The sequence below is a fragment of the Elioraea rosea genome (assembly GCF_007644105.1).
In the GTDB taxonomy this organism is placed as follows: Bacteria; Pseudomonadota; Alphaproteobacteria; order Acetobacterales; family Acetobacteraceae; genus Elioraea_A; species Elioraea_A rosea.
In genome coordinates, this window is the sequence record NZ_VFAC01000049.1 from 1 (window position 1) to 22,580 (window position 22,580).

The following is a 22,580-nucleotide window of genomic DNA, read 5'->3' on the forward strand; positions in this document are numbered from 1 at the left end:
TGCCTGGCGCGGCACGGCGGGAGCAGGGGCCTGCGGCGCGAGCGTGCGGGACGCTGCGCGCGGGGGGGGCGCGTCGGCCGCGGTGCCGAGCCGCGAGACCGGCGCATCCTCGAGCGCCTCGTCGACGCCCCAGGCGTGCTGCAGCACCAGCGCGGCTGCCAGCGCGTCGCGCAACTCCCTCTCCATCGCCTCAGCAGGAGGCGAAGATGCGCCCTCGCGCAAGGGGCGGCATGGCCCTATGTGTCGGGAAGCAAAGGCCGGGAAGGGGAGAGCGCATGGACCGCGAGGCGATGGAGTATGACCTGGTGATCGTCGGCGCCGGCCCCGCGGGCCTCGCCGCAGCCATCCGCGCCAAGCAGGCCGCCGCCGCCGAGGGGCGGGAGATCTCCGTCTGCGTGCTCGAGAAGGGCTCCGAGGTCGGTGCCCACATCCTCTCCGGCGCGGTGTTCGAGCCGCGCGCGCTCACCGAGCTCCTGCCCGACTGGCGCGAGCTCGGCGCGCCGCTCGAGACCAGGGCGCAACAGGACCGCTTCCTGTTCATGACCGCGAAGCGCTCGTTCCGCCTGCCGACGCCGCCGCAGATGCACAACGAGGGCAACTACATCATCTCGCTCGGCCAGCTCTGCCGCTGGCTCGCGCAGCAGGCCGAGGCGCTCGGCGTCGAGATCTATCCGGGCTTCCCCGCGAGCGAGGTGCTGATCGAGGACGGCCGCGTCGTCGGTGTCGCGACGGGCGAGCAGGGCGTGGCGAAGGACGGCACCCGCAAGCCCGATTGGCAGCCGGGGATGGAGCTCCGCGCCCCTTACACGCTGTTCGCCGAAGGCTGCCGCGGCTCGCTCACCCGCGGGCTCGAGACGCAGTTCGGCCTGCGCGACCCCGACAGGCCGCAGACCTACGGCATCGGCATCAAGGAGCTCTGGGAGGTGCCGGCGGCCGTGCACAAGCCGGGGCTGATCGTCCACTCGATTGGCTGGCCGCTCACTTCCGACACCTATGGCGGGTCGTTCCTGTACCATTGGGGCGACAACCTGATGAGCTACGGCTTCGTCGTCGGACTCGACTACCGGAACCCGCATCTCTCTCCGTTCGACGAGATGCAGCGCTTCAAGACCCACCCCGAGATCGCACCCTATTTCAAGGATGCGCGACGCGTCGGCTATGGAGCCCGCGCGCTGAACGAGGGGGGCCTGCAGGCGATCCCCAGGCTCGTCTTCCCCGGCGGGGCGCTGATCGGCTGCGGGGCGGGGTTCCTGAACGTGCCGAAGATCAAGGGCAGCCACACGGCGATGAAGTCGGGGATGCTCGCCGCTGAGGCGGCCGTTGCCGCGCTCGGGCAGGAGGCGCGGCCGGCGCTGCTCGATGCCTATCCGCGCGCGCTCGAGGCCTCCTGGGTGTGGGAGGAGCTTTCCGCCGCGCGCAACATTCGCCCCGCCTTCGCAAAGTGGGGGCTCTGGGGCGGGCTCGCCTATTCCGGGCTCGACACCTACCTGCTTCGCGGCAAGGCGCCGTGGACCCTTGGCCACCACAAGGACCACGAGAGCCTGACGCCGGCCGCCGATGCGCCGCGGATCGAGTATCCCAGGCCGGACGGCGTGCTGACCTTCGACCGCCTGTCCTCGGTGTTCCTCTCGAACACCAACCACGAGGAGGACCAGCCCGGCCACCTGAAGCTGACCGACCCTTCGCTCGCCATCACCGTGAACTGGCAGCAGTTCCGCAGCCCCGAGACGCGCTACTGTCCCGCGGCGGTGTACGAGATCGTTGGCGCGGAGGAGGGCAGGCCGGCGCTGGTGATCAACGCGCAGAACTGCGTGCACTGCAAAACCTGCGACATCAAGGACCCGCGCCAGAACATCACCTGGGTGCCGCCTGAAGGGGGCGGTGGGCCCGTGTATGCGACGATGTGAACCCGCTGATGCTGGTGGATATGGCCGGGGGCGGACTTGTGCGATAGGGTTGCGGCGATGATGCAGTGCGGCACCGACCGGACGGACGGGAACAGCGCGCGCGGTCCCGGCTCGGGCGCGCGCCGCGGCTTCCGCCGCATCGCCCTTCTTCCCCTCGTCCTGCTTGCCGCCTGCGCCTCCGGCGTTCCGTCAGGCGATGTGCCGGACACATCGAGCCCGCGGAAGGCGGGTCATTTCCGCCCCTCGGGGATGTACGGCGCCTACCTCGCCGGCCGCCTCGCCGCCTCGGAGATGGATACGCGGGTCGCGGCCGAGCAGTTCGCCCGCGCGCTCGAGGCAGACCCCAACAACCCCGAGCTTCTGCAGCGCGCCTTCCTCGCCGCCCTCGCCGATGGGCGGGATGCCACGGCGCTCGCCCGCCGTGTCCTTGCGCGCGACCCGCAGGCGCTGATCGCCAACCTGACCATCGCGGTGGCGGATGCGAATTCCGGCCGGTTCGACCGGGTGGACAGCAGGCTGCGCGCCCTGCCGCGCCAGGGCGCGGGACAGCTTCTCCAGCCTCTTCTGCTTGCCTGGGCGCAGCTTGGCCGCAACCAGGCCGACCAGGCGATCGCGACGCTCCGTCCGCTCACCGAAGGCGTGCGCTTCCGCTCCACCTTCGCCATCCATGCCGGGTTGATCGCCGAGCTCGCAGGCCGGCCCGCCGAGGCGGAGCGCTACTTCCGCCTCGCGCTCTCCGAAGGCGGCGGGCAGAGCCTGCGTCTTGCCGAGATCGTCTCCGGCTTCGAGGCGCGCCAGGGCAGGCCGGACGAGGCGCGGCGGATCCTGCAGGACCTGTCTGCCGCGAACGACGATGTCGCGATGGTCGAGGCGCGCCTCTCGGCCGACATCACCCGCCGCGCGGTGCGCGACGTGCGCGACGGCATGGCGGAGGCGCTTCTCGGGCTGGCCGGCGCGCTTCGCCAGCAGGAGGCAGGCGAGTTCGCGCTGCTTCTCCTGCGCCTCTCGCTCTCTCTCCGACCGGATTTCGCCCCCGCCTCCATCCTTCTCGCGGACGTGTTCGAAAACGACCGACGCTACGATGCCGCGGCAGAGGCGCTCGCCTCCGTCTCCTTCTCGAGCCCCTATGCGCCGATGGCGCAGATGCGCGCCGCCATCCTGCTCGACAGGCAGGCCCGGACCGATGCAGCCGTCGCCGGGCTCGACAGCCTCGCCTCCGCAAACCCGGCGCGGCCCGAGCCGCTCGCGCGCATGGGCGACATGCTGCGCAGCCGCTCGCGCTTCTCCGAGGCCGCTCGCGCGTATGACCGCGCGATCGCCCGCCTCGGTGCGCCCGACCGGCGGCACTGGCCGCTCTACTACGCGCGCGGCATCGCGCATGAGCGTGCGAAGGACTGGCCGGCCGCGGAGCGCGATTTCCTCACCGCGCTCGACCTCGCGCCCGACCAACCCTACGTCCTGAACTATCTCGGCTATTCCTGGGTCGAGCAGGGTCGCGAGCTCGACCGCGCGCGGCGCATGATCGAACGCGCCGTCGAGCTCCGCCCGCATGACGGCCACATCGTCGACAGCCTCGGCTGGGTGCTCTACCGGCTTGGCGACTATCGCGCGGCGGTGCGGTGGCTCGAGCGTGCCGTCGAGCTCGAGCCGCGCGACAGCGTCATCAACGACCATCTCGGCGACGCGTACTGGGCGGTGGGCCGCCACGCGGAGGCGCGGTTCCAGTGGCGCCGCGCGCTGCATCTCGGCCCGGAGCCAGGGGCGATCGCGAAGATCGAGGCGAAGCTGCGCGACGGAATGGCCATGCCTGCGGCCGTGATCGCGGGACCGACGCCGGCCACCACCGCCACGCCGGGGCTGCCTCCTGCCGCCACACGCTGAGGCCGCCGCCGCCGAGGCGGCGCCGGCCAAGCTGAACCTCTTCCTGCACGTGACCGGACGGCGGGCGGACGGCTACCACACGCTCGACAGCCTCGCCGTGTTTGCCTCCCTGGCCGACCGGCTCGAGGCGCGCCGGGCCGATGCCCTCACGCTGTCCGTCACCGGCCCCTTCGCCGAAGCGGCCGGGCAGGGGGCGGACAACCTCGTTCTTCGCGCCGCCCGCGCGCTCGATGCGGGGAGGGGCCGCGGCGCAGCGCTCGCGCTCGACAAGCAAATCCCCGTCGCAGCCGGGCTCGGCGGCGGGTCCTCCGATGCCGCCGCCACGCTTCGGCTGCTTGCGCGCCACTGGGGCGTCGCCCCGGCTCCGCCGTCGCTCGCGCTCACTCTCGGTGCGGACGTTCCGGTGTGCCTCGCGCACGGGCCCACGCGCATGGGCGGCATAGGCGAGGTGCTTTCGCCCGCGCCGGCGCTTCCTGACGGCTTGGGCCTCCTTCTCGCCAACCCGCGCCTGCCGCTCGCCACCCCCGCCGTGTTCGCCGCACGCGAAGGACCGTTCGACGCCCCCGCGGTGCTGCCGCCGCGCTTCGCCGATGCCGCCGATCTCGTGGATTTCCTCGCCACCACACGCAACGGGCTCGAGCGCGCCGCGATCACGCTCTGCCCTGCCGTCGCGCAAGTTCTCTCGGCCTGTGCGGCGCTCCCGGACGCGCTTCTCGCCCGCATGAGCGGTTCGGGCCCGACCTGCTTCGCGCTCTTTCCGACCGCCGCCAAGGCCGGGCAGGCGGCAGCGCTGCTCGCACGCCGCGCGCCCGCCTGGTTCACCTGGGGCGGTGGGCTTTACCGCGAGGGGCAGAGCATCCTATAGCCCGGGGCCGGCTGGGGCGTCGCCAAGCGGTAAGGCAGCGGATTTTGGTTCCGCCATGCGGAGGTTCGAATCCTCCCGCCCCAACCAGGCCGCACCGCGGCCGGGGGATTTGGGCGATGCTTCGCGCCTCACCTTCGCTGGGCAGGAAATGCCAAGGTGGCGGTTAAAGGCCTATGATTCTAAGAGCAATCGACTGTAAATTCATAGGTTTTTATTGAATCTATTCACGTATTCATCGCGAGGATTTCTAATAGACGGGTGATCTAATACCTCTAATATGCTCCAAGCTGGTAAAACGCACGTCATTCCACTCAGACCATAAATAATAGATTTTTTCGAAATAAGCGGTACACTTCCTTCATAATTGCCCGAAGGACTGCCTGGAGCCGTGGTGATATCCCATATTTCTGAAAATTGTCCAAAATGTATTCCTAAAAACATTAATAGATTGGTTCCTGCCATCAGAAACGCTCGCTCGTTACCTTGTCCTAGGCGCTGCTCTAAATCGTATCCTGGAGTTCTGTAAATAAATACAGGAGAACCCGAATATCCTGTTCTGAAATGCAGATCAATACAGAAACAATGCTGTTCTATGTTTAGTTTTGGCTGCAAAATTGGAGTCGGCATTACGCTGATATAACCAAACCGTACAGATGGACTATTTACTGCAGAACCAAAATGATTTATAAATCTACCAATCATGAATACCTCATCTCCAGGTCCAATGTTGTCTGATTTGATCTGCTCTTTTGTTATAAAACTTGCTGGACAAGGTAATGCCGCGATGTCAAGCGGCGCAGTGCTGTTCCTCATCGGGGCCACTGCAATATCAAGCCGCGGATCAAACAACCAATCTTCTGGACCGAGGTCTATTATTTCGATTCCTCCGCGTTTGGTTTTCGCTCTTATTCTCTTATTACAGAGTATCCTCCAGTACATGCAACGTGCCAATTTGTTATAAAATACGGAAATGTAAATCCCTTGTAATCATAATGAACAAAAAAGCACGTTCCGCCAAACGGGCCTCCATGCTCTGCATCTTCTTTGCTCTTGTAAAGAAAGCAAACAGATCTAAGCATCATTGGTGGTATTTTTGGCATTACGTTTATCCTTATTATGCCGCAAAATGAGTCGCTCTATACTGCCGCTGCTGGGGCATATTTCATGTTTCCAAGAGTCAGGCCGTCCCGACCATCCCCGCCAGCCGCTTGGTCTGGGCCACTGCGTCCGCCGCGTGGTGCATGTAGTGGCCGGCGAGTTCCATGATCATCGTCGTCTCGCGCGCGAGGCTCAGTTTCGGCAGCAGCGCCTCGAACGGCGTGTCGCCCCAGCCTGGCGGGGCGTGCAGGTCGCCCGTGCCGTAGGCGAGCTTCTCCGCCTTGCCCCAGGTGCGCACCGTGTCGAGGCGGCCGAACTGGTCCTGCAGGTGGATGTGCACGATGTGCGGCGCCATCGCCGCGAGCGTCTCGCCGAGATCCTGCTGGCGCAGCGTCGCCATCATGTAGGCGTGGCCGATGTCGAGCGTCGCGCCGACGGCGGGGTGCCCCACGGCGGCGACCTGCGCGGCGAGCCCGAACGCATCATGCGTGAAGGGAAGCGAGGGAAGCGGCGGCAGGTTCTCGAGCGCGATGGTAACGCCGTGCCGCTCGGCATGCTCGGCAAGCCCCGCGAGGCTCTCGACCTCGAGCCGCCTCAGCCGCGCAAGCTCGGCCTCGGGCAGGGGGGCCGTCCAAACGCCCCCGTGCACGACGAGACGCGTAGCACCGAGCGCGCCGGCCGCCTCGATCATCGCCGTGCACACCGCGCGGTGAAGCTCGATATGCGCCTCGTCCATGAAGTTGGTGCCGAGCGGCCCGTGCGCCGTGTAGCGCAGAGGATGTCGGCGGGTGACCGCCTCGATGGCGCGCAACTCCGGCAGGTTCAGCCGCCCCCCGGCGACGACGAACATGTTCTGCAGCGACAGCTCCGCGATCTCGCACCCCGCCTCGGCGAACCGGCCGAGCTCAGCGTCGAGGCCGGCGATGTCGCCCGCCGCGCTCTCGGTCGAAAGCCCCACGCCAGCGATCACAGCACCCATCGGTTCGTCCTCCATCCACCGCAGCGATATCGAGGGCGCGATAGCGGAGGCGGGCGGTGCCGTCCATGACGGAACCGTGTCGTTGCGCTTCCGTCAGGGAACCAGCCAGCTCGCCTCCTGCCCGCCCGTGGCCCAGTCATAGAGCGCGCGGCGATGGCCGGCGGAGGCGAGGAACAGGAACTCGAGCCGCGCGATCGCGACGGTGACGGCGACGAAGGCCTCGCGCCCCGCCTCGGGCCCCTCGCCGGCTTCGGCAAGCGCCGTGGAGGGGTCGGGCACCTTCGTGCCGGGCCCCTGCGCGAGGCGATAGCACACGCGGCTGAACGGGCGGGTGCGGGCCCAGGCCGTGGCGGCGACCTCGTCCTCCCGGTGCACCGTCGCCCGGCCCCAGAGGCGGATCTGGATCTTCGCTGCCGGATTGTAGGCATGCACGGCGATCCGCGGGTCGGCCTCGAGCTCGGCGACCTTCCTGCTTCGCGCATCGGTGTGGAAGCGCATGCGGCGTGCCGAAGGTTCGGCCGCGCGAAGCACCACGGTGCGCAGCTGCGGTGCGCCGTCGAGCCCCGCGGTCGCGACGGTGATGGTGTGGCAGGGGTGGCGGCGATCGGCCGCGCCGCGGACGAGCTGGGCCCAGCCTTCCGCGAGGGTGCCTGCGAGATCGTCGTACCAGGGGGGCAAAGGTGCGCTCATGCGTCACAGACTGGCCAAGGGTGGGGCGATCCCGCAACCCCGCAATGCGCCGCTTTTCCTGGCCATCGGGGCGATGCGCGTCGTAGAGCCCGGCGATGACGGTGCGCAACCCGCGCGATGCGGTGCGCGAGGAGGTGCGCGCGACCGCCACCCTCGCCTGGCCGATCGTGCTGACGAACCTGGCCCAGATCGCCATCACCACGACCGATGTGGTGATGATGGGCTGGCTCGGCCCGGATGCGCTCGCGGCCGGCACGCTGGGCGCGAACCTCTACTACGCCTTCTTCGTCATTGGCCTCGGCCTCGCCATGGCGCCGCCGCCGGTGATGGCGCAGGCCCTAGGCCGCCGCCGCCATGCTCTGGCCGAGGTGCGGCGGGCGCTTCGCATGGGGCTCTGGCTCGTGGCACTTGCGATGATCCCCGTCATGGTCGCGCTGTGGTTGGCCGAGCCGATCCTGCTGGCGCTCGGGCAGATCCCCGCACTTGCCGCCGAGGCCGGCTCCTACGTCCGGGCGATGATGTGGGGGCTGATCCCCTTCCTCTGGTTCATGGTTCTCAGGGGCTTCACCGCCGCGCTCGAGCGGCCGCGGCCCGCGCTTGTCGTCTCGCTCTGCGGCATCGCGTTCAACGCGTTCTCGAACTGGGTACTGATGTTCGGCAATCTCGGCGCGCCCGCGCTCGGGCTCGTCGGCGCCGGCATCTCCTCCTCGCTCTCCGCGATGCTGATGTGCCTCGCGCTGGGGGCGATCTGCGTGCGCGGCGCGGCGTTCCGGCGCTACGCCATCCTCGGCCGCATCTGGCGCCCGCACTGGCGGCGGCTCTCGGAGCTCGTGCGCATCGGCCTGCCGATCGCGGGCGCAATGGGCTTCGAGGTGACGGTGTTCAACGCCGCGGTGTTCCTGATCGGGCTGATCAGCGCGCGCGAGCTCGCCGCCCACGCCATCGCCATCCAGCTCGCCTCCGTCACCTTCATGGTGCCGATGGGCATCGGCCAGGCCGCGACCGTGCGCGTTGGCCTCGCGGCGGGGGCGGGCGATGCGGCCGGCGCGGGGCGCGCGGGGTGGGTGGCGCTCACGCTCGGCGTCTCCTTCATGGCGGCGATGGCGACGCTGTTCCTCACCATCCCCGGCCTCTTCGTCGCGGGCTTCCTCGACATGCGGGCTGAGGGGGCGCCAGAGGTGGCGGCCTATGCCGTCACGCTTCTCGGCCTAGCCGGCCTGTTCCAGGTGGCCGACGGCGCGCAGACGATCGCTGCCGGCGCGCTGCGCGGCCTCGAGGACACGCGCGTGCCGATGGTGTTCGCGGGGCTCGGCTACTGGGTGTTCGGCCTTCCCACCGGTGCTGCGCTCGCCTTCCTCGCTGGCTGGGGCGCCTACGGCGTGTGGGTCGGCTTCGTGGTCGGGCTCGCGATCGTCGCGGTGCTGCTCGTCCGCCGCTGGGCGCGTCGCGAGAGGCTCGGCCTCGTGCCGCGCCGGCACGTCGGGACGCGCGCTCAGTCGGCCAGCGGGTCGGCCGGCGAGGGCTCCTTCCGCGAGTACTCCATGGCGCAGAACCCGCCGCCCTGATAGCGCTCCGTCACCGGGTTGCCGGATGTCTTGCCCGAGAGCTGCCCCGCGAACACGTCCGCCGTGTCGGCAGGCGCCCAGCCGATACGGCCGCGATGGTCGCGCCGCCACCAGGTGCGGCTGTTGTCGGATGCGCCCCAGATCACGGCGTGGCCGGTCTTTTCCGCCACCGTGCACCGATGCACGAGCCGGCAGAGATCGGCGAAGGACAGCCACGTCGAGAGCATGCGCGCATCGATCGGCTCGGGAAACGAGCTGCCGATGCGGAGGTTGACGTTCTCCACCCCGTGCTTGTCCCAGTAGAGCCGGCCCATCAGCTCGCCATAGGCCTTGGCGAGGCCGTAGTACCCGTCGGGACGGAACGCGCAGTCGGCGTCCAGCGTCTCGGTGCGCTCGTGGAAGCCGATCGAGTGGTTCGAGGAGGCGAACACCACGCGCGCGCCCTCGCGCCGTGCCGCCTCGTAGACGTGGTAGAGGCCGCGGATGTTCGGCCCGATCACCTCCTCGAACGGCTTCTCCACCGAGACGCCGCCGAAATGCAGGATCGTGCCGCAGCCTTCCGCGAGCCTGAGGATCGCCACGCCATCCTCGAGATCGGCCCTGGTGAAGCTCGCGTTCGGGGGCAGCGGGTCGGGGAAGGGCGCGATGTCGGTGAGCCTCAGCGTCAGCCCTTCCTGGCTCAACGCGCGGGTGAGCTGGCGGCCGAGCGCGCCGGAGGCGCCGGTGAGAAGCACGGGCTTCGTCGTCATCGCATCGGTCTCCTTCAATCGGCGAAAAGCGGGACGGGCACGCCTGCGGTCGGCGACCGCATCACGAACAGGGCGCCGAGAAGCGGATGGTCGCCCACCGCGTCGGCGCCGAGCGGGTGGCGCAGGCTCGTCCAGAACACCGTCCGCATGTCGGGGCCGCCGAAGCAGGGCATCGTGACGCCCGGGCAGGGAAAGGGCTCGGAGGCGATCAGCGTTCCGTCGAGCGCGAAGCGGTTCAGTCGCCCCACGCGGACGCCGGCGGACCAGTACACGCCTGTCACGTCCATCGCCGCGCCATCGGGGCGGCCGATGCGGTCTCCATCTGGGGTATGGATGCGCCGGCGATTCGTAGCTTCTCCTGTCGCCGGGTCGAGGTCCCACGCGTCGATCCAGGGCGCGCCGCTGTCGGAGTGGATCATCGTGCGACCATCGGCCGTCCAGGCGATGCCGTTCGAGGTGTAGAGCCCGTCGGTGATGCGCGACCAGGCGCCGTCGGCCGTGAGGCGATAGAGCGAGCCTGTCGGCTGGCGCGGGTTTCGGTCATCCATGGTGCCGACCCAGAACGCGCCGTCGGGGCCGATCTTGCCGTCGTTGAACCGGTTGTAGCCAGGTTCGGGCCCAGGCTTGCAGAGCGGCGAGATCTTTCGCGCGCGCCAGTCGTACAGCACGATCTCGTGTCGCAGCGCCACCACCCACTTGCCGGATCGGCAGAGCCCGAACGAGCCGACCTCGGAAGGGAAGTGCCAGGTGTTCAGCACCACGCCCTCTGGCGAGACGGCGGTGATTGTGCAGCCGATGATGTCGCAGAACAGAAGCCTGTTCTGCGCGGCATCCCACACGGGGCACTCGCCGAGCGCTGCGCGAAGGTCGGGGTTCAGGACGGCGATGTCTGTCATGGTCAGTCCAGGCTGCGGATGAGGTTCCTGGCCGCGAGCGCGGCAATGGCGAGAGGCTCGGCGAGGCCGGCCGCGACCTCTGCGAGGATCGCGGCTTCGGCCTCCTGCACACGCGCGAGCGCCTCGAGCGCCTCTGCGATGCGGGCGGCGGGAATGACGACGACGCCATCGCGGTCACCCACCACGATGTCGCCGGGGTGCACCGTGACGCCGCCGCAGACGACCGGCAGGCCGACCGTTCCGGGGCCGGAGCGGGCGCAGCTGTCGGGCGTGACGGAGGCGGCAAACACGGGAAGCCCGACCTGGTCGAGCCCGTCGAGATCGCGCACCGCGCCGTCGGTCACGAAGGCCGCGACGCCGCGGTTCCTCGCGATGCCTGCCACCACGTCGCCGCAGATCGCCGCGTCGGCGAACCCGTCCGCCGCGGCGACGATCACGTCACCCGGTTCGGCGATCGAGAGCGCGCCCATCACCGCGAGGTTGTCGCCCGGCCCGCAGAAGCAGGTGAGCGCGACGCCGGCGAAGCGCTGCCGCGCCGACACGACCGGCTTGATGACGGGCCGCATCGCCGCACGCCCGCCGAGCGCATCGGCGAGGTTGCCGGTGGGCGCGGCGCCGAGCCTCGCCATCGCCTCCCTGTCGGGGCGGGCGAAGCCGCGGCGGATGGCAAGGAGCGGAGGGTCGTCGATCACAGGTCCTTCTCCGTCGTGGTGCGGACGGTGCCGCGCGCAAGCACGTCGGGCTGAAGCGCGAGCCCCAGGCCCGGGCCGGGCGGGACGGTTACGCGACCGTTCTCGACGACGGGAAGCGCCGTGACGAGGTCGCGATACCACCCCGACCAGTAGGCCCGCACGCTTTCCATGAACACCGCATTCGGCAGGTTCAGCGCGAGATGCGTCGAGGCGGCGAACACCACCGGCCCGGTGCAGTCATGCGGCGCGACGGGGCGCTGATGAGCTTCGGCAAGCGTGCCGATCTTCTTTGCCTCCGAGATCCCGCCGCACCAGCCGAGATCGAGCATCACGTAGTCGACCGCGTCGGCACGGAGGATGTCGAGGAACTGCGCGCGCGTGGCCAATATCTCGGATGCGCAGATGGGCAGGCCGGACATCCGCCGATAGTCGGCGAGCGCCGCGGGGTCGGTCATCTTGATCGGGTCTTCCATCCAGAACGGATCGAATTCCCGCATCGCCCGCGCGATGGTGAGCGCGGCCGTCACATCCCACATCGAGTGGAGCTCGACCATCACCTGCATCGCCGTGCCCGACGCCTCGCGGATCTGGCGGAAGGGAACGAGCGCGCGGTCGATCTCGGCGGGTGTGATCATCTGCCCGTTCGTCGCCCCCGCGAACGGGTCGAACGGCCAGATCTTCATCGCCCCGATGCCCATCTCGAGAAGCGAGAGCGCAAGAGCCCCGGCATCGCGCGAGAAGGCGATCTGGTCGTCATAGGGGCCGGTGGCGGTCTCGGATCCGGCGACGGCGCGGCGTCCGCCGCGTGCGTTGTAGAAATAGCCCGCGCAGGTGTTGTAGGTCGCGATCGAGGACCGCGTCGCCCCGCCGAGCAGGTCGACGATCGGGCGCCCCGTCGCCTGGCCCGCGATGTCCCAGAGCGCGATGTCGACGGCAGACGCCGCACGCATCTCGGTGCCGGAGGAGCGGAAGCCGATATAGGGGCGCGCGAGGTCCCAGGCGATCGCGTCGATGCGCGAGGGGTCGGCGCCGATGAGCTTCGGCGCGATCTCGGCATGGATGTGCGCCTCGACGCCGGCCGCACCCCGGAAGGTCTCGCCAAGGCCGATCAGCCCCTCATCGGTGTGCAGGCGAAGCCAGAGGATGTTGTCGTACGGCGGGAGCCGGACCGTCTCGACGGCGGTGATTCTCATCCGGCGTAGCCCAGCGCGATGCGCGGCAGGGCGAGCGACATCGGCGGCCAGTAGGTCGTGATCGCGAGCGCGACCAGTATCGCCCCCCAGAACGGCCAGATCGTCTTCACCACGCTTTCTATCCGCACCTTGGCGATGGCGCAGCCGACGAACAGGCAGGCGCCGACCGGAGGCGTGGTCAGCCCCAGCCCGAGGTTCATCATCATCACCATGCCGAACTGGACCGGGTCCATGCCCATCTGCTGCGCGACGGGCAGGAAGATCGGCGTGCAGATCAGAATCAGCGCCGCCATGTCCATGATCGCGCCGAGGACCAGAAAGGCGATGTTGATCATCAGGAACACAACCCAGGGCGTATCCGAGATCGACTGCATCGCCTCGAGCAGCTGTTCGGGGACGCGATGCAGCGCAAGCAGCCACGCGAAGGCTGTGGCGGAGCCGACGAGGATCAGCACCATCGACGTCGTCCGCACCGCGCCGGCAAGCACGGTGACGAAGGACTGCCAGGTCAGCCCGCGATAGACGAGGAGGGTCACGAGAAGCGCCCAGCATGCGCCCGCCGAGGCACTTTCGGTGACGGTGAAGACGCCGGAGAGAACGCCGCCGAGGATGATCACGGCCGTGGCAAGGCCGGGGATCGAGAGGATGAACGCCTTGGCGAGCTTGCGGAACCCGCCCCAGGGCTCAGCTGGGTAGCCGCGCTTGAGCGCGACCACGTAGGCGCAGACGGCGAGGCTGAGGCACATCAACACGCCCGGCACAACGCCGGCGAGGAAGAGCGCGCTCACGGACACGCCGCCGCCGGCGGCAAGCGAGTAGAGGATCATGTTGTGCGACGGCGGGATCATGATGCCGGCGATCGAGGAGGTGATCGTGACGTTCACGGCATAGTCGGTGTCGTATCCCTTCTTCTTCATCATCGGAATCACGACCGAGCCGAGCGCGGAGACATCAGCCACCGCCGAGCCGGAGATGCCGCCGAACAGCATGCTGTCGAACACGTTCATCACGCCGAGCCCCCCGCGCAGCCAGCCGAACGCTGCGGCGGCGAGGTCCACGAGGCGCTGCGCGATGCCGCCATGCAGCATCACCTCGCCCGCGAAGATGAAGAACGGGATCGCCAGCAGCGAGAACACGTTCATGCCGCTCGTCATCTGCTGGAAGGCGACGGCGAGCGGCACGCCTTCCCACACGAAGCCTGCCACCGCGGCGATGCCGAGGCTGAAGGCGACGGGAATGCCCATCAGCAGCGTCGTGAAGAACGTACCGAACAGGATCAGGAGCGACATCGATCAGTCCAGGCTGTGCGCGTGCTGGCCGAGCGGATCGAGCCCTGCCGCGCGGCGGAGGAGATGCTCTGCCGAGAACACCGCGGTGAGCGTCCCGCAGATGACCAGCGGAACGTATTGCAGGCCTTGCGAGAGCCCGATCAGCGGAATCTTGAAGCTCCACATCGCCTCGGCCAGGGAGTTTCCCCAGACCGCCATGATGATGCCGAAGCCGAGCATCAGCAGGTCGCAGACAACCCGCACGACGGTGCGGGGACCGCGCGGGAGGGCCGCGAGCACGAACTCCACCGCCATGTGGAAGCGCTCGCGCACGCCCACGGCAGCGACGGGCAGGGCCACGAACAACATGGCGAGAAGCGCCGCGCGCTCGACCCAGGTGGGCGTGTCGTTCAGCACGTAGCGGCCGAATACCATCCAGCCGGTGATCGCGACGAGCGCGACCAGCGCGAGCCCGGCGAGGCCAATGACGACGCGCGCGACAACGTCGAGCAGTGCGGAGAGCGCGGCGACGGCCGATTTCATCACCGCGCTCCCCGTCAGCGGATCACTGCACCGCGCGGATGCGGTCGACCAGTGCCTTCATGTTCGGCGCGCCGGCATACTTCTCGTAGAGCGGCGCCATCAGCTGCTGCCACGGGCCACGATCGGTGATCTCGGTCACCGTCACGCCGGCGGCGACCACCTTGTCGCGGCTCGACTTCTCGCGCTCCGCCCAGAGCTGGCGCTGGTAGGCCGAGGCCTCGCGCGCGGCGGTGCGAAGGATCTCGCGGTCAGCCGGGCTCGCGCGGTCCCATCGCGGCTTGGCGACGACGACGATCTCGGGCACGTTCGAGTGCTCGGTCGTCGTGTAGAAGCGCGCGACCTCGAAATGCCGCTGGCTCTCGTAGGAGGGCCAGTTGTTCTCCGCCCCGTCGATCACCCCGGTCTGCAGCCCGGTGTAGACCTCGCCGAAGGGAAGCGGCGTGGCGTTGGCGCCGAGCGCGCGGATGAGATCGACCCAGAGATCGGAGGTCTGCACGCGGATCTTGAGGCCCTGCATGTCGGCCGGCGTGCGCACGATGCGGCGCGTGTACATGCTGCGCGCGCCGGCGTCGAACCATGACACCACCACCATGTTCAGCCGCGCCTCGATCAGCTTGGCGAGCTCGTCTCCCACCTCGCCGTCGACCGTCTTGTGCACGTGCGCCACGTCACGGAAGATGAAGGGCAGCGTCAGCACCTGCGTCTCGGGAACGAGGTTGTTGAGCGGCGAGAGGTTGAAGTTCGCGAAGTCGATCGCGCCGAGGCGGAGCTGCTGGATCGCCTCGTCCTGCTGGCCGAGCTGGGCGGAGTGGAAGGTGCGCATGCGGATGCGGTTGTTCGTCCGCTGCGCGACGAGCTCGGCCCAGCGGTCGAGGCCGCGGCTGTTGGGATAATCGGGCACATGGATGTTCCAGCCGCGCCATTCCTGGGCGGCGAGCGGCGCGGCGCTGATGAGCAGGGCCGCGGCGGCAGCGAAGGCGCGGCCGGCAATGGTCCTCTTGGACATCGTTTCCCCTCCGGTTTATCGGCCCTTCGGAACGGGCCGGTTGAAGACGAGACTGACACCTGATACATCAGTTGGCAATGACCTCGTTGGAGAAGAAGCGGGGCAGGGGGAAACGCGACAGTCTCGCGCCGGCTGACGATGCGCTGCCGGTTGCCGAGCGTGTGTATCGCCGCCTGCGCGACGCGATCGCCTCCGGAGAGCTGCCGCCCCGCGGCAGGCTCTCCGAGCGGGACCTCTCCGCGACGCTCGGCGTCTCGACGAGCCCTGTGAAGGCCGCGCTTGCCCGCCTCGAGGCGGAGGGCATGGTCGTCACCCAGCCGAGGCGGGGAACCTGGGTCGCCTTCGCGCCGGAGAAGCTCGCCGAGATGGGGCTGATCCGCGCAGCGCTCGAAGGCGTCGTCGCGCGGCTTGCCGCGGCCCGCATCACCGAGGCGCAGCTCGCTGCCCTTCGCGGCATCGTCGCCGAGCTTCGCAAGGCGACCGAGGCGCACGACACCGCCACCCTCGTCGAGGCGAACGAGCGCTATCACACGCTTCTCGTCGAGGCGGCAGACAACGTGTTCCTCGCCAACGCCGTCGGCGCGCTGCGCGGCTACTATCTGATGACGCAGCGGCGCATGCGCACCGTCCCGCTCGAGCCCCGCAAGGCGCAGGCCGAGCACGAGGCGATCCTCGCCGCCCTGGTCGCGCGCGACGGTGCTGCGGCGGAGGCGGCGATGCGCGCGCACATCGCGCGCACGGTCGAGACGCTCTGGGCAGAGGATCTCGCGCGAACCGCGCGCAAGGACTGACAGCCCGGCTCAAGCCGCGGCGCGCGCAGCATCCTGGTCGAGCGCGGCGGCGATCGCCGCTTCGAGAGCTGCGCGGCCGAAGGGCTTGGCGAGCATCGGCCCGTCCGTCTCCGCCGGGCGGTCCTCGCCTGTGTAGCCCGAGGCGTAGATCACCGCGATGCCCGGGATCCTCTCGCGGATGGTCCGCGCAAGCCAGAAGCCGTCCACCGGCCCGCCGAGGATGATGTCGGTCAGTAGCAGGGCGGGAGGCGGGTCGAGGCTGTCGGCCAGAGCGAGCGCCTGCTCGACCGTTGCGGCCTCGTGCACAGCGTAGCCGGCGGAGGTGAGGATGCGCGCCCCGGCAGCGCGGAGCCCGGGCTCGTCCTCGACGAAGAGGATGCGCTGCCGCGCCCCGGCCGCGGAGGGGCGGAGTGGCGGCTGCGGCGCCGGTGCCGCCTCTGCCGGTTCGGCGGCACGGCGAAGCCAGAATGTCACGGTGGTGCCGCGCCCGCGCGTGCTCTCGATGCGAAGCTCGCCGCCTGCCTGGCGCACGAAGCCCTCGACCATGGCGAGGCCGAGCCCGGCCCCCCTGCCGCTGCGCTTGGTTGTGAAGAAGGGCTCGGAGGCGCGACGCAGCACCTCCTCGGTCATGCCCGTCCCGCTGTCCGCCACGCTGATCTCGACATGGTCGCCCGCGGCAAGGCCAAGCGCGCCGGCTTCTGCGCCTGCGAGCGTCACCGCCCGCGCAGCGATCGCGATCGGCCCGCCATCCGGCATCGCATCGCGCGCATTGATGGCAAGGTTCATCACCGCCGCCTCGAACTGCGCCTCGTCCGCTTCGGCATGGAGCCGCCCGGGCTCGAGGGAGATCGCGAGCGTGACGCGACGGCCGAGGCCGCTTTCGAGCATCCGTTCGAGACGCGCGAAGGTCGCGGCGAGGTCGATCACCCCGCCGCGCGAGGGCTGGTTCCGCGCGAAGGCCAGAAGCTGCGCGGTGAGCTTCGCCCCCTGCGCCGCCGCCATCCGCGCACTGGCCGCGCATTCCCGCGCCGTCGCGTCGGTCGCGCAATCGGCGATCAGGTCGAGGTTGAGCTGCACGACGCCGAGCAGGTTGTTGAAGTCATGCGCGATGCCGCCCGTAAGCTGGCCGAGTGCGGCGAGCTTGCCCGAGCGCGCGACGCGCTCCTCGGCCTGCTTGCGGTCGGTGATGTCCTGGCACACGCCATAGAGCCTCAGCGGCTTGCCCGATGCGTCGCGCGTCACCCGCGCCTCGACCCAGAGCCAGCCTGTCGTTCCGTCGCCGCGGCGGATGGGGATATCGGCCTCCGCCCCGCCCTCGGCGTTGACCTTGCGGCACACCTCCCGCAACGCGGGCAGCTCGTCGGCGTCGACGAGGCCGAGCAGACCCTCCTTCGTCGTCGGCACGGCATCATCGGCCAGGCGAAGGAGACCCGGCACCTCCGGTGACCATTCGAGCTTCTGGCGGACGAAGTCGAACTGCCAGGCGCCGAGATCGGCGACGCGCCGCGCCTCGTCGAGCTCCGCCTCGACATGGCGCTGGTGCGAGACGTCGAGCGTCATGCCGTCGTAGCGGAGAAGCGTGCCGTCCTCGTCGCGCACGGGTCGCGCGGAGATGCGGTGCACCGCCTCGCCGCCCGACGCGGTGCGGATGCGGTATTCGACGGCGACGGCCTCGGGGCTCGCAGCGAAGGCGTCGCGCACCCGTGCCCGGTCCTCGGGGTGGATCAGCTCGAGCGCGGCGAGACCGTTCTCGATCAGGAACGACGCACGGTAGCCCGTCATCCTCTCGATCGACGGCGAGAGGTGCAGGAACCGCATCATGCGCGCATCGAAGCTCCAGAGCGCGATGTCCATCCTGTCGGCGATCTCGTCGGAGGCCTGCGCACGCGCGGCGACAGTGCGGGCAAGCCGTGCCTCCCGCCGCGTGGCGAAGCGTGCGAGCAGGGCGAGCAGCGCGGCTGCCGCGCAGACGAGAATCGTGACCGCGGCGATCGCGTGCACGCTCCGCTCCCACGGTCCGAGCACGATGGCGCGCGGGCGGCTCACCGTCACGACGAGGTCGAAGCCCTCGACGGGTGCGCTTGCGGTGAGCTTCGCGCCGGGCAGGCCGGCGCCCCAGCTCAGCCGCTCGGCGAGCACCCTGCCGTCCTTGCGCGCCAGCGTGACCAGATGGCCATCCGCCAGCGCAGGGGCCACGAGCAGCTTGCCGGGTCCCTCGAGCGGAATGGCTGCCTCGATCGCACCGGCGAGATGGTTGCCGTCGAGCAGGGGACGGGAGATGACGACGACGCCTGGACCTCCGCCCTCTGCGGCAGAGGCGCGTTCATGCCGTGGTCCGATCATCGTCCCGGAAGGATGGGAGCCGGCGAGCAGGCCGATATTGGAGAGAGCCGAGACCTCGCGGTCGCGCCCGAACGTGTGCACCGCCCTGGCTGCCGCGACCACCCAGCCGTGGTCGTCGACGACCATGAGGACGGCGACGCTCGGGAAGCTCTCGAGCTCGAGGGAGAGAACGTCGCGCAGCCTCAGCGCCATCTCGTCGCTCGCGAGCTCACCGGGGGCGATCTGCATGCCGATCCGCCGCAGCGCCTTGTCATAGGTGGTGAGCCGCATCTCCACGACCGAAGCCGCCATCTCGGCGATCGCCCTCACCTCTCGCCGCGCGTCGTCGAGCATGCGCTCGCGGAGCGCGAGCCCGCCGGTGATGGCGGCGGCGATCAGGAGGAAGGCGAGAACCCCGGCTGCCCAGGAAATGCCGGCGCCGAGCCGGAGAAGCCTGCCTGCCTGGAGCGCGGCCGCGGCCTCAGGCGCTTGCGTCGGCACGGGCGCCCGAGAGGAACCCCCGCAGCGCATCGAGGCCGAAGGGCTTGGCGAGCGTGGACAGGCGGGAGAGGTTCCGCATCCGCGCAATCTGCTCGGCCTGGCTCAGCATCGTCTCGCCATAGCCGGAAACGACGAGCACCGGCAGGTCGGCGCGCTGGTCGCCGATCGCGGAGAGAATGCCGAGGCCGTTGCGGTCGCCCACCACGCAATCGACGATCGCGGCGACCACCTCGGGGCGTGAGAGCTCGGCCACGAAGGCATCGGGGTCGTCGGTCGCGAAAGCAGTATAGCCTGACTGGGCGGCGGCTGCCTGCACCACGCGGACGAACGCGGCGTTGTCGTCAAGGACGAGAACGGTCGGTGCCACCATGTGTTCGTGGTCCTTCCTCAAGTGTGGCAGATACTGCCTGGCGGTTTCTGAAGGCAGCATGCGCCCGCGAGGTAAACGAGGGGTCAACCGGCCTCAGCCGGCGGCCCGAAGCCCCTGCTCTGCCGCGAGGGAGCGGATGACCGCCTCGGCGACCCGGATGCCGTCGACGCCCGCCGAAAGGATCCCCCCGGCATAGCCCGCCCCTTCGCCGGCGGGGAAAAGGCCGCGGGTGTTGACGCTCTCGCAGGCCGGGCCGCGGCCGATGCGAAGCGGCGAGGAGGTCCGCGTCTCCACCCCCGTCATGAGCGCATCCGCCATGTCGAATCCTGGGATCTGCCGCCCGAACGCCGGCAGCGCCTCGCGGATCGCCTCGACCGCGAAGCCCGGAAGGCAGGATGCAAGGTCGGCCGGCGTCACGCCCGGGCGGTAGGAGGGGAGCACCGCGCCGAGGCCGGATGAGGCGCGCTGGCTGAGGAGGTCGCCCACGGTCTGGACGGGGGCGGCGTAGCCGCGGCCTCCCGCCTCGAAGGCGCGCTCCTCCCAGTGCCGCTGGAAGGCGATGCCGGCGAGCGGGCCGCCCGGATAGTCTGCCGGCGTGATGCCGACGACGATGCCTGCGTTCGCGTTCCGCTCTGCCCGCGAGTACTGGCTCATCCCGTTCGTCACGACCCGCCCCGGCTCGGAGGCCGCCGCCACCACCGTGCCGCCGGGGCACATGCAGAAGCTGTAGACCGACCGTCCGTTCGAGGCGTGGTGGACGAGCTTGTAGTCCGCAGCGCCGAGCAGCCCGTGGCCGGCTAAGGCACCGAAGCGCGCGCGGTCGATCAGCGACTGCGGGTGCTCGATGCGCACGCCGATGGAGAAGGGCTTCGCCTCGATCGCCACGCCGCGCGCGGCAAGCATGGCGAAGGTGTCGCGCGCGCTGTGGCCCACGGCGAGCACGGCATGGTCGGTGCGGATGGTCTCGCCGGAGGCGAGCACGAGGCCCCGCAGGTGGCGCGTCCCGTCGCGCGCGGGCTCGACGACGATGTCCTCGACCCGCGCGCCGAACCGGTACTCGCCGCCCAACGCCTCGATTTTCGCCCGCATCTTCTCGACCATCGAGACGAGGCGGAACGTGCCGATATGCGGCTTGGCCACCCAGAGGATCTCCTCGGGCGCGCCGGCCTCGGCGAACTCCGTCAGCACCTTGCGGCCATGGTGAAGCGGGTCGCGGATCTGGCTGTAGAGCTTGCCGTCGCTGAACGTGCCTGCGCCGCCCTCGCCGAACTGCACGTTGCTCTCGGGGTTCAGCTCGGCCCGGCGCCAGAACCCCCAGGTGTCCTTCGTGCGCTCGCGCACCACCTTGCCGCGCTCGAGGATGATCGGGCGGAACCCTGCCTCGGCGAGGATCAGCGCCGCGAACAGCCCGCACGGGCCGCAGCCGATGACGACGGGCCGCGCCTCGCCGCCGCGCGCGCGGCCGACGGGCCGGTAGCGCGTGTCGGGCGTTGGCGAGATCGCCTGGTCGTGCGCGAGGCGCCTGAGCACGGTTGCCTCGCCCGCGAGGCGGACGTCGACGGCATAGACGAGCAGGATCGCCGACTTCTTCCGCGCATCATGCGCGCGCCTGGCGACCGTGATCTCCTCGATGGCCGTGGCTGCGACACCGAGCCGTGCGGCGACGGCCGCGGCGAGCGCCTCGGGCGGATGGTCGAGCGGAAGCCTGATGTCGCGGAGGCGGATCATCCGCCCCGTATAGCGGAGGCGGCGGCCCGGCGGAACGCGGGCTCAGCGCGCCCCGGCCGTGTGGTCGAACCGCGTCCAGCCAGGCACCTGCGCGGCGAGATTCACCTCGCGCCATTTCGGGTGCCGCGGCGGCCGCAGGAACTGGTCGAACTTCTGGTTCAGTGCCGCGACGAAGCGCGATACCTTGCGGTGGCGCTCGGTTCCCGGCTGCCAGGCATACACCGCCATGACGGCCCCGACCGCGATGGTCTCGACCTGCGTTCCGGAAGGGATGAGGTTCGGATAGTCGGCATCCGACAGCGCCGTGGGCAGGTAGGTTTCGAGCAGCGCCGGCGTCGCCGCGATCGGCAGGAAGCGCAGCCCGCTGCCCTGCTCGATGCCTGCGAACAGCCTTGCCGGCTTGCCCGCGACGAACACCATCGCATCGATCTCGCCCCGGCGCAGCTTGGAGAGCGCGACGTCCTGCGGGTCGTTAGCGACGCGGACATCGACGCCGAGCCGGTCGAACACGAGCGAGGCGGTCATCGCCGTGCCGCTGCCGCGGCCATCCACGTTCACGGTCTTGCCGGCGAGATCCTGCACGCTGCCGATGCCCTCGCGTGCGAGCAGGTGGATCTCCTCGTCGTAGAGCTTGGTGATGTACTGGATCAGCGAGGTGACGGCGGGCAGGAACCGCTCGCGCTGCGCGAAGGCCAGCACGTCGGACTGCACGATGCCGATGTCGATGCCGCGCAGAAGCGCGATGTCGAGGATGTTCTGGATCGAGCCCTTGCCGATCACCGGCACGACGCGGAGGTTGTCGCCGTCATCGAGCACGGAGGCGAGGTCGGCGGCGAAGCGCACATAGGTTCCGTCCACGCCGCCCGAGATGACGCCGACCGTCCCGGCATTCGCCCGCGCTGCCATCGCGCTCAGCGTCTGCACGGGGTTCTGGCCGGTTCCGCCCTGTGCGAGCGCCATTCCCGGCACGGCGGAGGCAATCAGCCCCGTGAGCACGGCCCGGCGCGAGGGTGGGGCGGAACGTCCGGCGTGTTCGGTCATCGTGTCGCTTCCAATGTTGCGATCCGGGTTGCGGCGTCGGCCGACCCGAGCGCCTGGGCGTGGCGATACCAGGCCATCGCGGCGTCGCGGTCGGGCGTGATGCCGCGTGCGCCGATGGTGGAGAGGACCGTCGGGTCGAAGGTCCTGCCCATCTGCAGCGCAGCGGCGGCGTTGCCCGAGCCGGCGGCGCGTTCGAAGAAGCGGCGCGCGCCCGAGACGTCGCCGATCGCAAGGAGCGCCTCGCCGCGCAGGAGCATCGCGCCGACCACAGCGGGAGGATCGGGGACCGCGAGCGGCGCGATGGGGGCGGAGGGGGCGGTTCGGGCCTGCGCTGCCGGCCCAGGCGTGGGTGCCGGGGTGGGCGTCACCGTGGGCGCCGGAGTGGGCGCCGACGTGGGCGCCGGAGGGGGGGCCAGAGGAGGGGGCTGGGCCGGGGCAGCAGCGACGCCGGCGGGTGCGGGAACGGGCGCAGGCGCCTGCGCCGGCGTCGCTGCT

The 22,580-nt window shown here is 69.8% G+C and carries 20 protein-coding genes and 1 tRNA gene; 6 read left to right on the forward strand and 15 right to left on the reverse strand.

What is annotated here, in order from left to right; all coding sequences use genetic code 11:
* Positions 1-275: 275 nt before the first annotated feature.
* From FIF60_RS19295 to FIF60_RS19310, 4 genes are all read left to right on the forward strand, one after another.
* Positions 276-1,907 carry an electron transfer flavoprotein-ubiquinone oxidoreductase gene (locus FIF60_RS19295; protein ID WP_144299923.1) on the forward strand — a complete coding sequence of 544 codons (1,632 nt, stop codon included), beginning with the start codon at positions 276-278 and terminating at the stop codon, positions 1,905-1,907.
* A gap of 57 nt (positions 1,908-1,964) precedes the next feature.
* Positions 1,965-3,788: a tetratricopeptide repeat protein gene (locus tag FIF60_RS19300; RefSeq protein ID WP_239451722.1), complete on the forward strand. Its 1,824-nt coding sequence runs from the start codon at positions 1,965-1,967 to the stop codon at positions 3,786-3,788.
* Positions 3,772-4,653, forward strand: a complete 882-nt coding sequence (locus FIF60_RS19305) for a 4-(cytidine 5'-diphospho)-2-C-methyl-D-erythritol kinase (protein WP_144299924.1) — start codon at positions 3,772-3,774, stop codon at positions 4,651-4,653. The genes FIF60_RS19300 and FIF60_RS19305 overlap by 17 nt, the downstream gene beginning before the upstream one ends.
* A gap of 12 nt (positions 4,654-4,665) precedes the next feature.
* Positions 4,666-4,740: transfer RNA gene (locus tag FIF60_RS19310), tRNA-Gln, on the forward strand.
* Positions 4,741-4,854: 114 nt separating this feature from the next.
* Here FIF60_RS19310 and FIF60_RS19315 read toward each other — a convergent pair.
* The 3 genes from FIF60_RS19315 to FIF60_RS19325 all read right to left on the reverse strand — a co-directional run bounded on the left by FIF60_RS19315 (position 4,855) and on the right by FIF60_RS19325 (position 7,420).
* Positions 4,855-5,592: a trypsin-like peptidase domain-containing protein gene (locus tag FIF60_RS19315; RefSeq protein WP_144299925.1), complete on the reverse strand. Its 738-nt coding sequence runs from the start codon at positions 5,590-5,592 to the stop codon at positions 4,855-4,857.
* 238 nt (positions 5,593-5,830) lie between these two features.
* Positions 5,831-6,730 (reverse strand): sugar phosphate isomerase/epimerase family protein, encoded by a 900-nt coding sequence (locus FIF60_RS19320; protein WP_158639311.1) that lies wholly within the window; start codon positions 6,728-6,730, stop codon positions 5,831-5,833.
* Positions 6,731-6,823: 93 nt separating this feature from the next.
* Entirely contained in the window at positions 6,824-7,420 is a 597-nt protein-coding gene (locus FIF60_RS19325; protein ID WP_144299927.1) for a pyridoxamine 5'-phosphate oxidase family protein, read from the reverse strand.
* Between the two features lie 95 nt (positions 7,421-7,515).
* Here FIF60_RS19325 and FIF60_RS19330 point away from each other — a divergent pair, with 95 nt between their 5' ends.
* Positions 7,516-8,985 carry an MATE family efflux transporter gene (locus tag FIF60_RS19330; RefSeq protein WP_144299928.1) on the forward strand — a complete coding sequence of 490 codons (1,470 nt, stop codon included), beginning with the start codon at positions 7,516-7,518 and terminating at the stop codon, positions 8,983-8,985.
* Here FIF60_RS19330 and FIF60_RS19335 read toward each other — a convergent pair.
* Genes FIF60_RS19335 through FIF60_RS19365 form a run of 7 tightly spaced genes read right to left on the reverse strand, consistent with a single transcriptional unit; the run spans position 8,913 to position 15,332 of the window.
* Positions 8,913-9,734 carry an NAD-dependent epimerase/dehydratase family protein gene (locus tag FIF60_RS19335; protein WP_144299929.1) on the reverse strand — a complete coding sequence of 274 codons (822 nt, stop codon included), beginning with the start codon at positions 9,732-9,734 and terminating at the stop codon, positions 8,913-8,915. The genes FIF60_RS19330 and FIF60_RS19335 overlap by 73 nt on opposite strands.
* Positions 9,735-9,748: 14 nt before the next feature.
* A complete protein-coding gene (locus FIF60_RS19340; protein WP_144299930.1) occupies positions 9,749-10,630 on the reverse strand; it encodes an SMP-30/gluconolactonase/LRE family protein in 882 nt (293 codons plus the stop codon).
* A 2-nt stretch (positions 10,631-10,632) separates the two neighbouring features.
* The gene (locus FIF60_RS19345) at positions 10,633-11,322 is read right to left on the reverse strand and encodes an RraA family protein (RefSeq protein WP_144299931.1); all 690 of its coding nucleotides are present in this window, start codon (positions 11,320-11,322) and stop codon (positions 10,633-10,635) included.
* Positions 11,319-12,515 carry a mandelate racemase/muconate lactonizing enzyme family protein gene (locus tag FIF60_RS19350; protein WP_144299932.1) on the reverse strand — a complete coding sequence of 399 codons (1,197 nt, stop codon included), beginning with the start codon at positions 12,513-12,515 and terminating at the stop codon, positions 11,319-11,321. The genes FIF60_RS19345 and FIF60_RS19350 overlap by 4 nt, the downstream gene beginning before the upstream one ends.
* The gene (locus tag FIF60_RS19355; protein ID WP_144299933.1) at positions 12,512-13,804 is read right to left on the reverse strand and encodes a TRAP transporter large permease; all 1,293 of its coding nucleotides are present in this window, start codon (positions 13,802-13,804) and stop codon (positions 12,512-12,514) included. Before FIF60_RS19355 ends, FIF60_RS19350 begins: the two co-directional genes overlap by 4 nt.
* A 3-nt stretch (positions 13,805-13,807) precedes the next feature.
* Positions 13,808-14,326: a TRAP transporter small permease gene (locus FIF60_RS19360; RefSeq protein ID WP_144299934.1), complete on the reverse strand. Its 519-nt coding sequence runs from the start codon at positions 14,324-14,326 to the stop codon at positions 13,808-13,810.
* 22 nt (positions 14,327-14,348) lie between these two features.
* Positions 14,349-15,332 (reverse strand): TRAP transporter substrate-binding protein, encoded by a 984-nt coding sequence (locus tag FIF60_RS19365; RefSeq protein WP_239451724.1) that lies wholly within the window; start codon positions 15,330-15,332, stop codon positions 14,349-14,351.
* 77 nt (positions 15,333-15,409) lie between these two features.
* Here FIF60_RS19365 and FIF60_RS19370 point away from each other — a divergent pair, with 77 nt between their 5' ends.
* Complete coding sequence (locus FIF60_RS19370; RefSeq protein WP_144299935.1) at positions 15,410-16,123, forward strand: GntR family transcriptional regulator; 714 nt, start codon at positions 15,410-15,412, stop codon at positions 16,121-16,123.
* A 9-nt stretch (positions 16,124-16,132) separates the two neighbouring features.
* On the opposite strand, the gene FIF60_RS19375 is transcribed toward FIF60_RS19370, so the two are convergent.
* From FIF60_RS19375 to FIF60_RS19395, 5 genes are all read right to left on the reverse strand, one after another.
* Positions 16,133-18,946 (reverse strand): PAS domain-containing protein, encoded by a 2,814-nt coding sequence (locus FIF60_RS19375; RefSeq protein WP_158639312.1) that lies wholly within the window; start codon positions 18,944-18,946, stop codon positions 16,133-16,135.
* Positions 18,927-19,316 (reverse strand): response regulator, encoded by a 390-nt coding sequence (locus FIF60_RS19380; RefSeq protein WP_158639313.1) that lies wholly within the window; start codon positions 19,314-19,316, stop codon positions 18,927-18,929. The genes FIF60_RS19375 and FIF60_RS19380 overlap by 20 nt, the downstream gene beginning before the upstream one ends.
* Positions 19,317-19,409: 93 nt before the next feature.
* Positions 19,410-21,044, reverse strand: coding sequence for an NAD(P)/FAD-dependent oxidoreductase (locus tag FIF60_RS19385; protein WP_144299938.1), 1,635 nt, complete (start codon positions 21,042-21,044; stop codon positions 19,410-19,412).
* A gap of 42 nt (positions 21,045-21,086) precedes the next feature.
* The gene (locus FIF60_RS19390; protein ID WP_144299939.1) at positions 21,087-22,085 is read right to left on the reverse strand and encodes a TAXI family TRAP transporter solute-binding subunit; all 999 of its coding nucleotides are present in this window, start codon (positions 22,083-22,085) and stop codon (positions 21,087-21,089) included.
* A complete protein-coding gene (locus FIF60_RS19395; protein WP_144299940.1) occupies positions 22,082-22,453 on the reverse strand; it encodes a hypothetical protein in 372 nt (123 codons plus the stop codon). Before FIF60_RS19395 ends, FIF60_RS19390 begins: the two co-directional genes overlap by 4 nt.
* Between the last annotated feature and the right edge of the window lie 127 nt (positions 22,454-22,580).

Bases quoted from the DNA above. Each gene is read 5' to 3' on its own strand.
- FIF60_RS19295 (WP_144299923.1), top strand. From the start codon at position 276: ATGGACCGCGAGGCGATGGAGTATGACCTGGTGATCGTCGGCGCCGGC.
- FIF60_RS19300 (WP_239451722.1), top strand. From the start codon at position 1,965: ATGATGCAGTGCGGCACCGACCGGACGGACGGGAACAGCGCGCGCGGT.
- FIF60_RS19315 (WP_144299925.1), bottom strand. From the start codon at position 5,592: ATGTACTGGAGGATACTCTGTAATAAGAGAATAAGAGCGAAAACCAAA.
- FIF60_RS19320 (WP_158639311.1), bottom strand. From the start codon at position 6,730: ATGGGTGCTGTGATCGCTGGCGTGGGGCTTTCGACCGAGAGCGCGGCG.
- FIF60_RS19325 (WP_144299927.1), bottom strand. From the start codon at position 7,420: ATGAGCGCACCTTTGCCCCCCTGGTACGACGATCTCGCAGGCACCCTC.
- FIF60_RS19330 (WP_144299928.1), top strand. From the start codon at position 7,516: ATGACGGTGCGCAACCCGCGCGATGCGGTGCGCGAGGAGGTGCGCGCG.
- FIF60_RS19335 (WP_144299929.1), bottom strand. From the start codon at position 9,734: ATGACGACGAAGCCCGTGCTTCTCACCGGCGCCTCCGGCGCGCTCGGC.
- FIF60_RS19340 (WP_144299930.1), bottom strand. From the start codon at position 10,630: ATGACAGACATCGCCGTCCTGAACCCCGACCTTCGCGCAGCGCTCGGC.
- FIF60_RS19350 (WP_144299932.1), bottom strand. From the start codon at position 12,515: ATGAGAATCACCGCCGTCGAGACGGTCCGGCTCCCGCCGTACGACAAC.
- FIF60_RS19355 (WP_144299933.1), bottom strand. From the start codon at position 13,804: ATGTCGCTCCTGATCCTGTTCGGTACGTTCTTCACGACGCTGCTGATG.
- FIF60_RS19360 (WP_144299934.1), bottom strand. From the start codon at position 14,326: ATGAAATCGGCCGTCGCCGCGCTCTCCGCACTGCTCGACGTTGTCGCG.
- FIF60_RS19365 (WP_239451724.1), bottom strand. From the start codon at position 15,332: ATGTCCAAGAGGACCATTGCCGGCCGCGCCTTCGCTGCCGCCGCGGCC.
- FIF60_RS19370 (WP_144299935.1), top strand. From the start codon at position 15,410: ATGACCTCGTTGGAGAAGAAGCGGGGCAGGGGGAAACGCGACAGTCTC.
- FIF60_RS19380 (WP_158639313.1), bottom strand. From the start codon at position 19,316: ATGGTGGCACCGACCGTTCTCGTCCTTGACGACAACGCCGCGTTCGTC.
- FIF60_RS19385 (WP_144299938.1), bottom strand. From the start codon at position 21,044: ATGATCCGCCTCCGCGACATCAGGCTTCCGCTCGACCATCCGCCCGAG.
- FIF60_RS19390 (WP_144299939.1), bottom strand. From the start codon at position 22,085: ATGACCGAACACGCCGGACGTTCCGCCCCACCCTCGCGCCGGGCCGTG.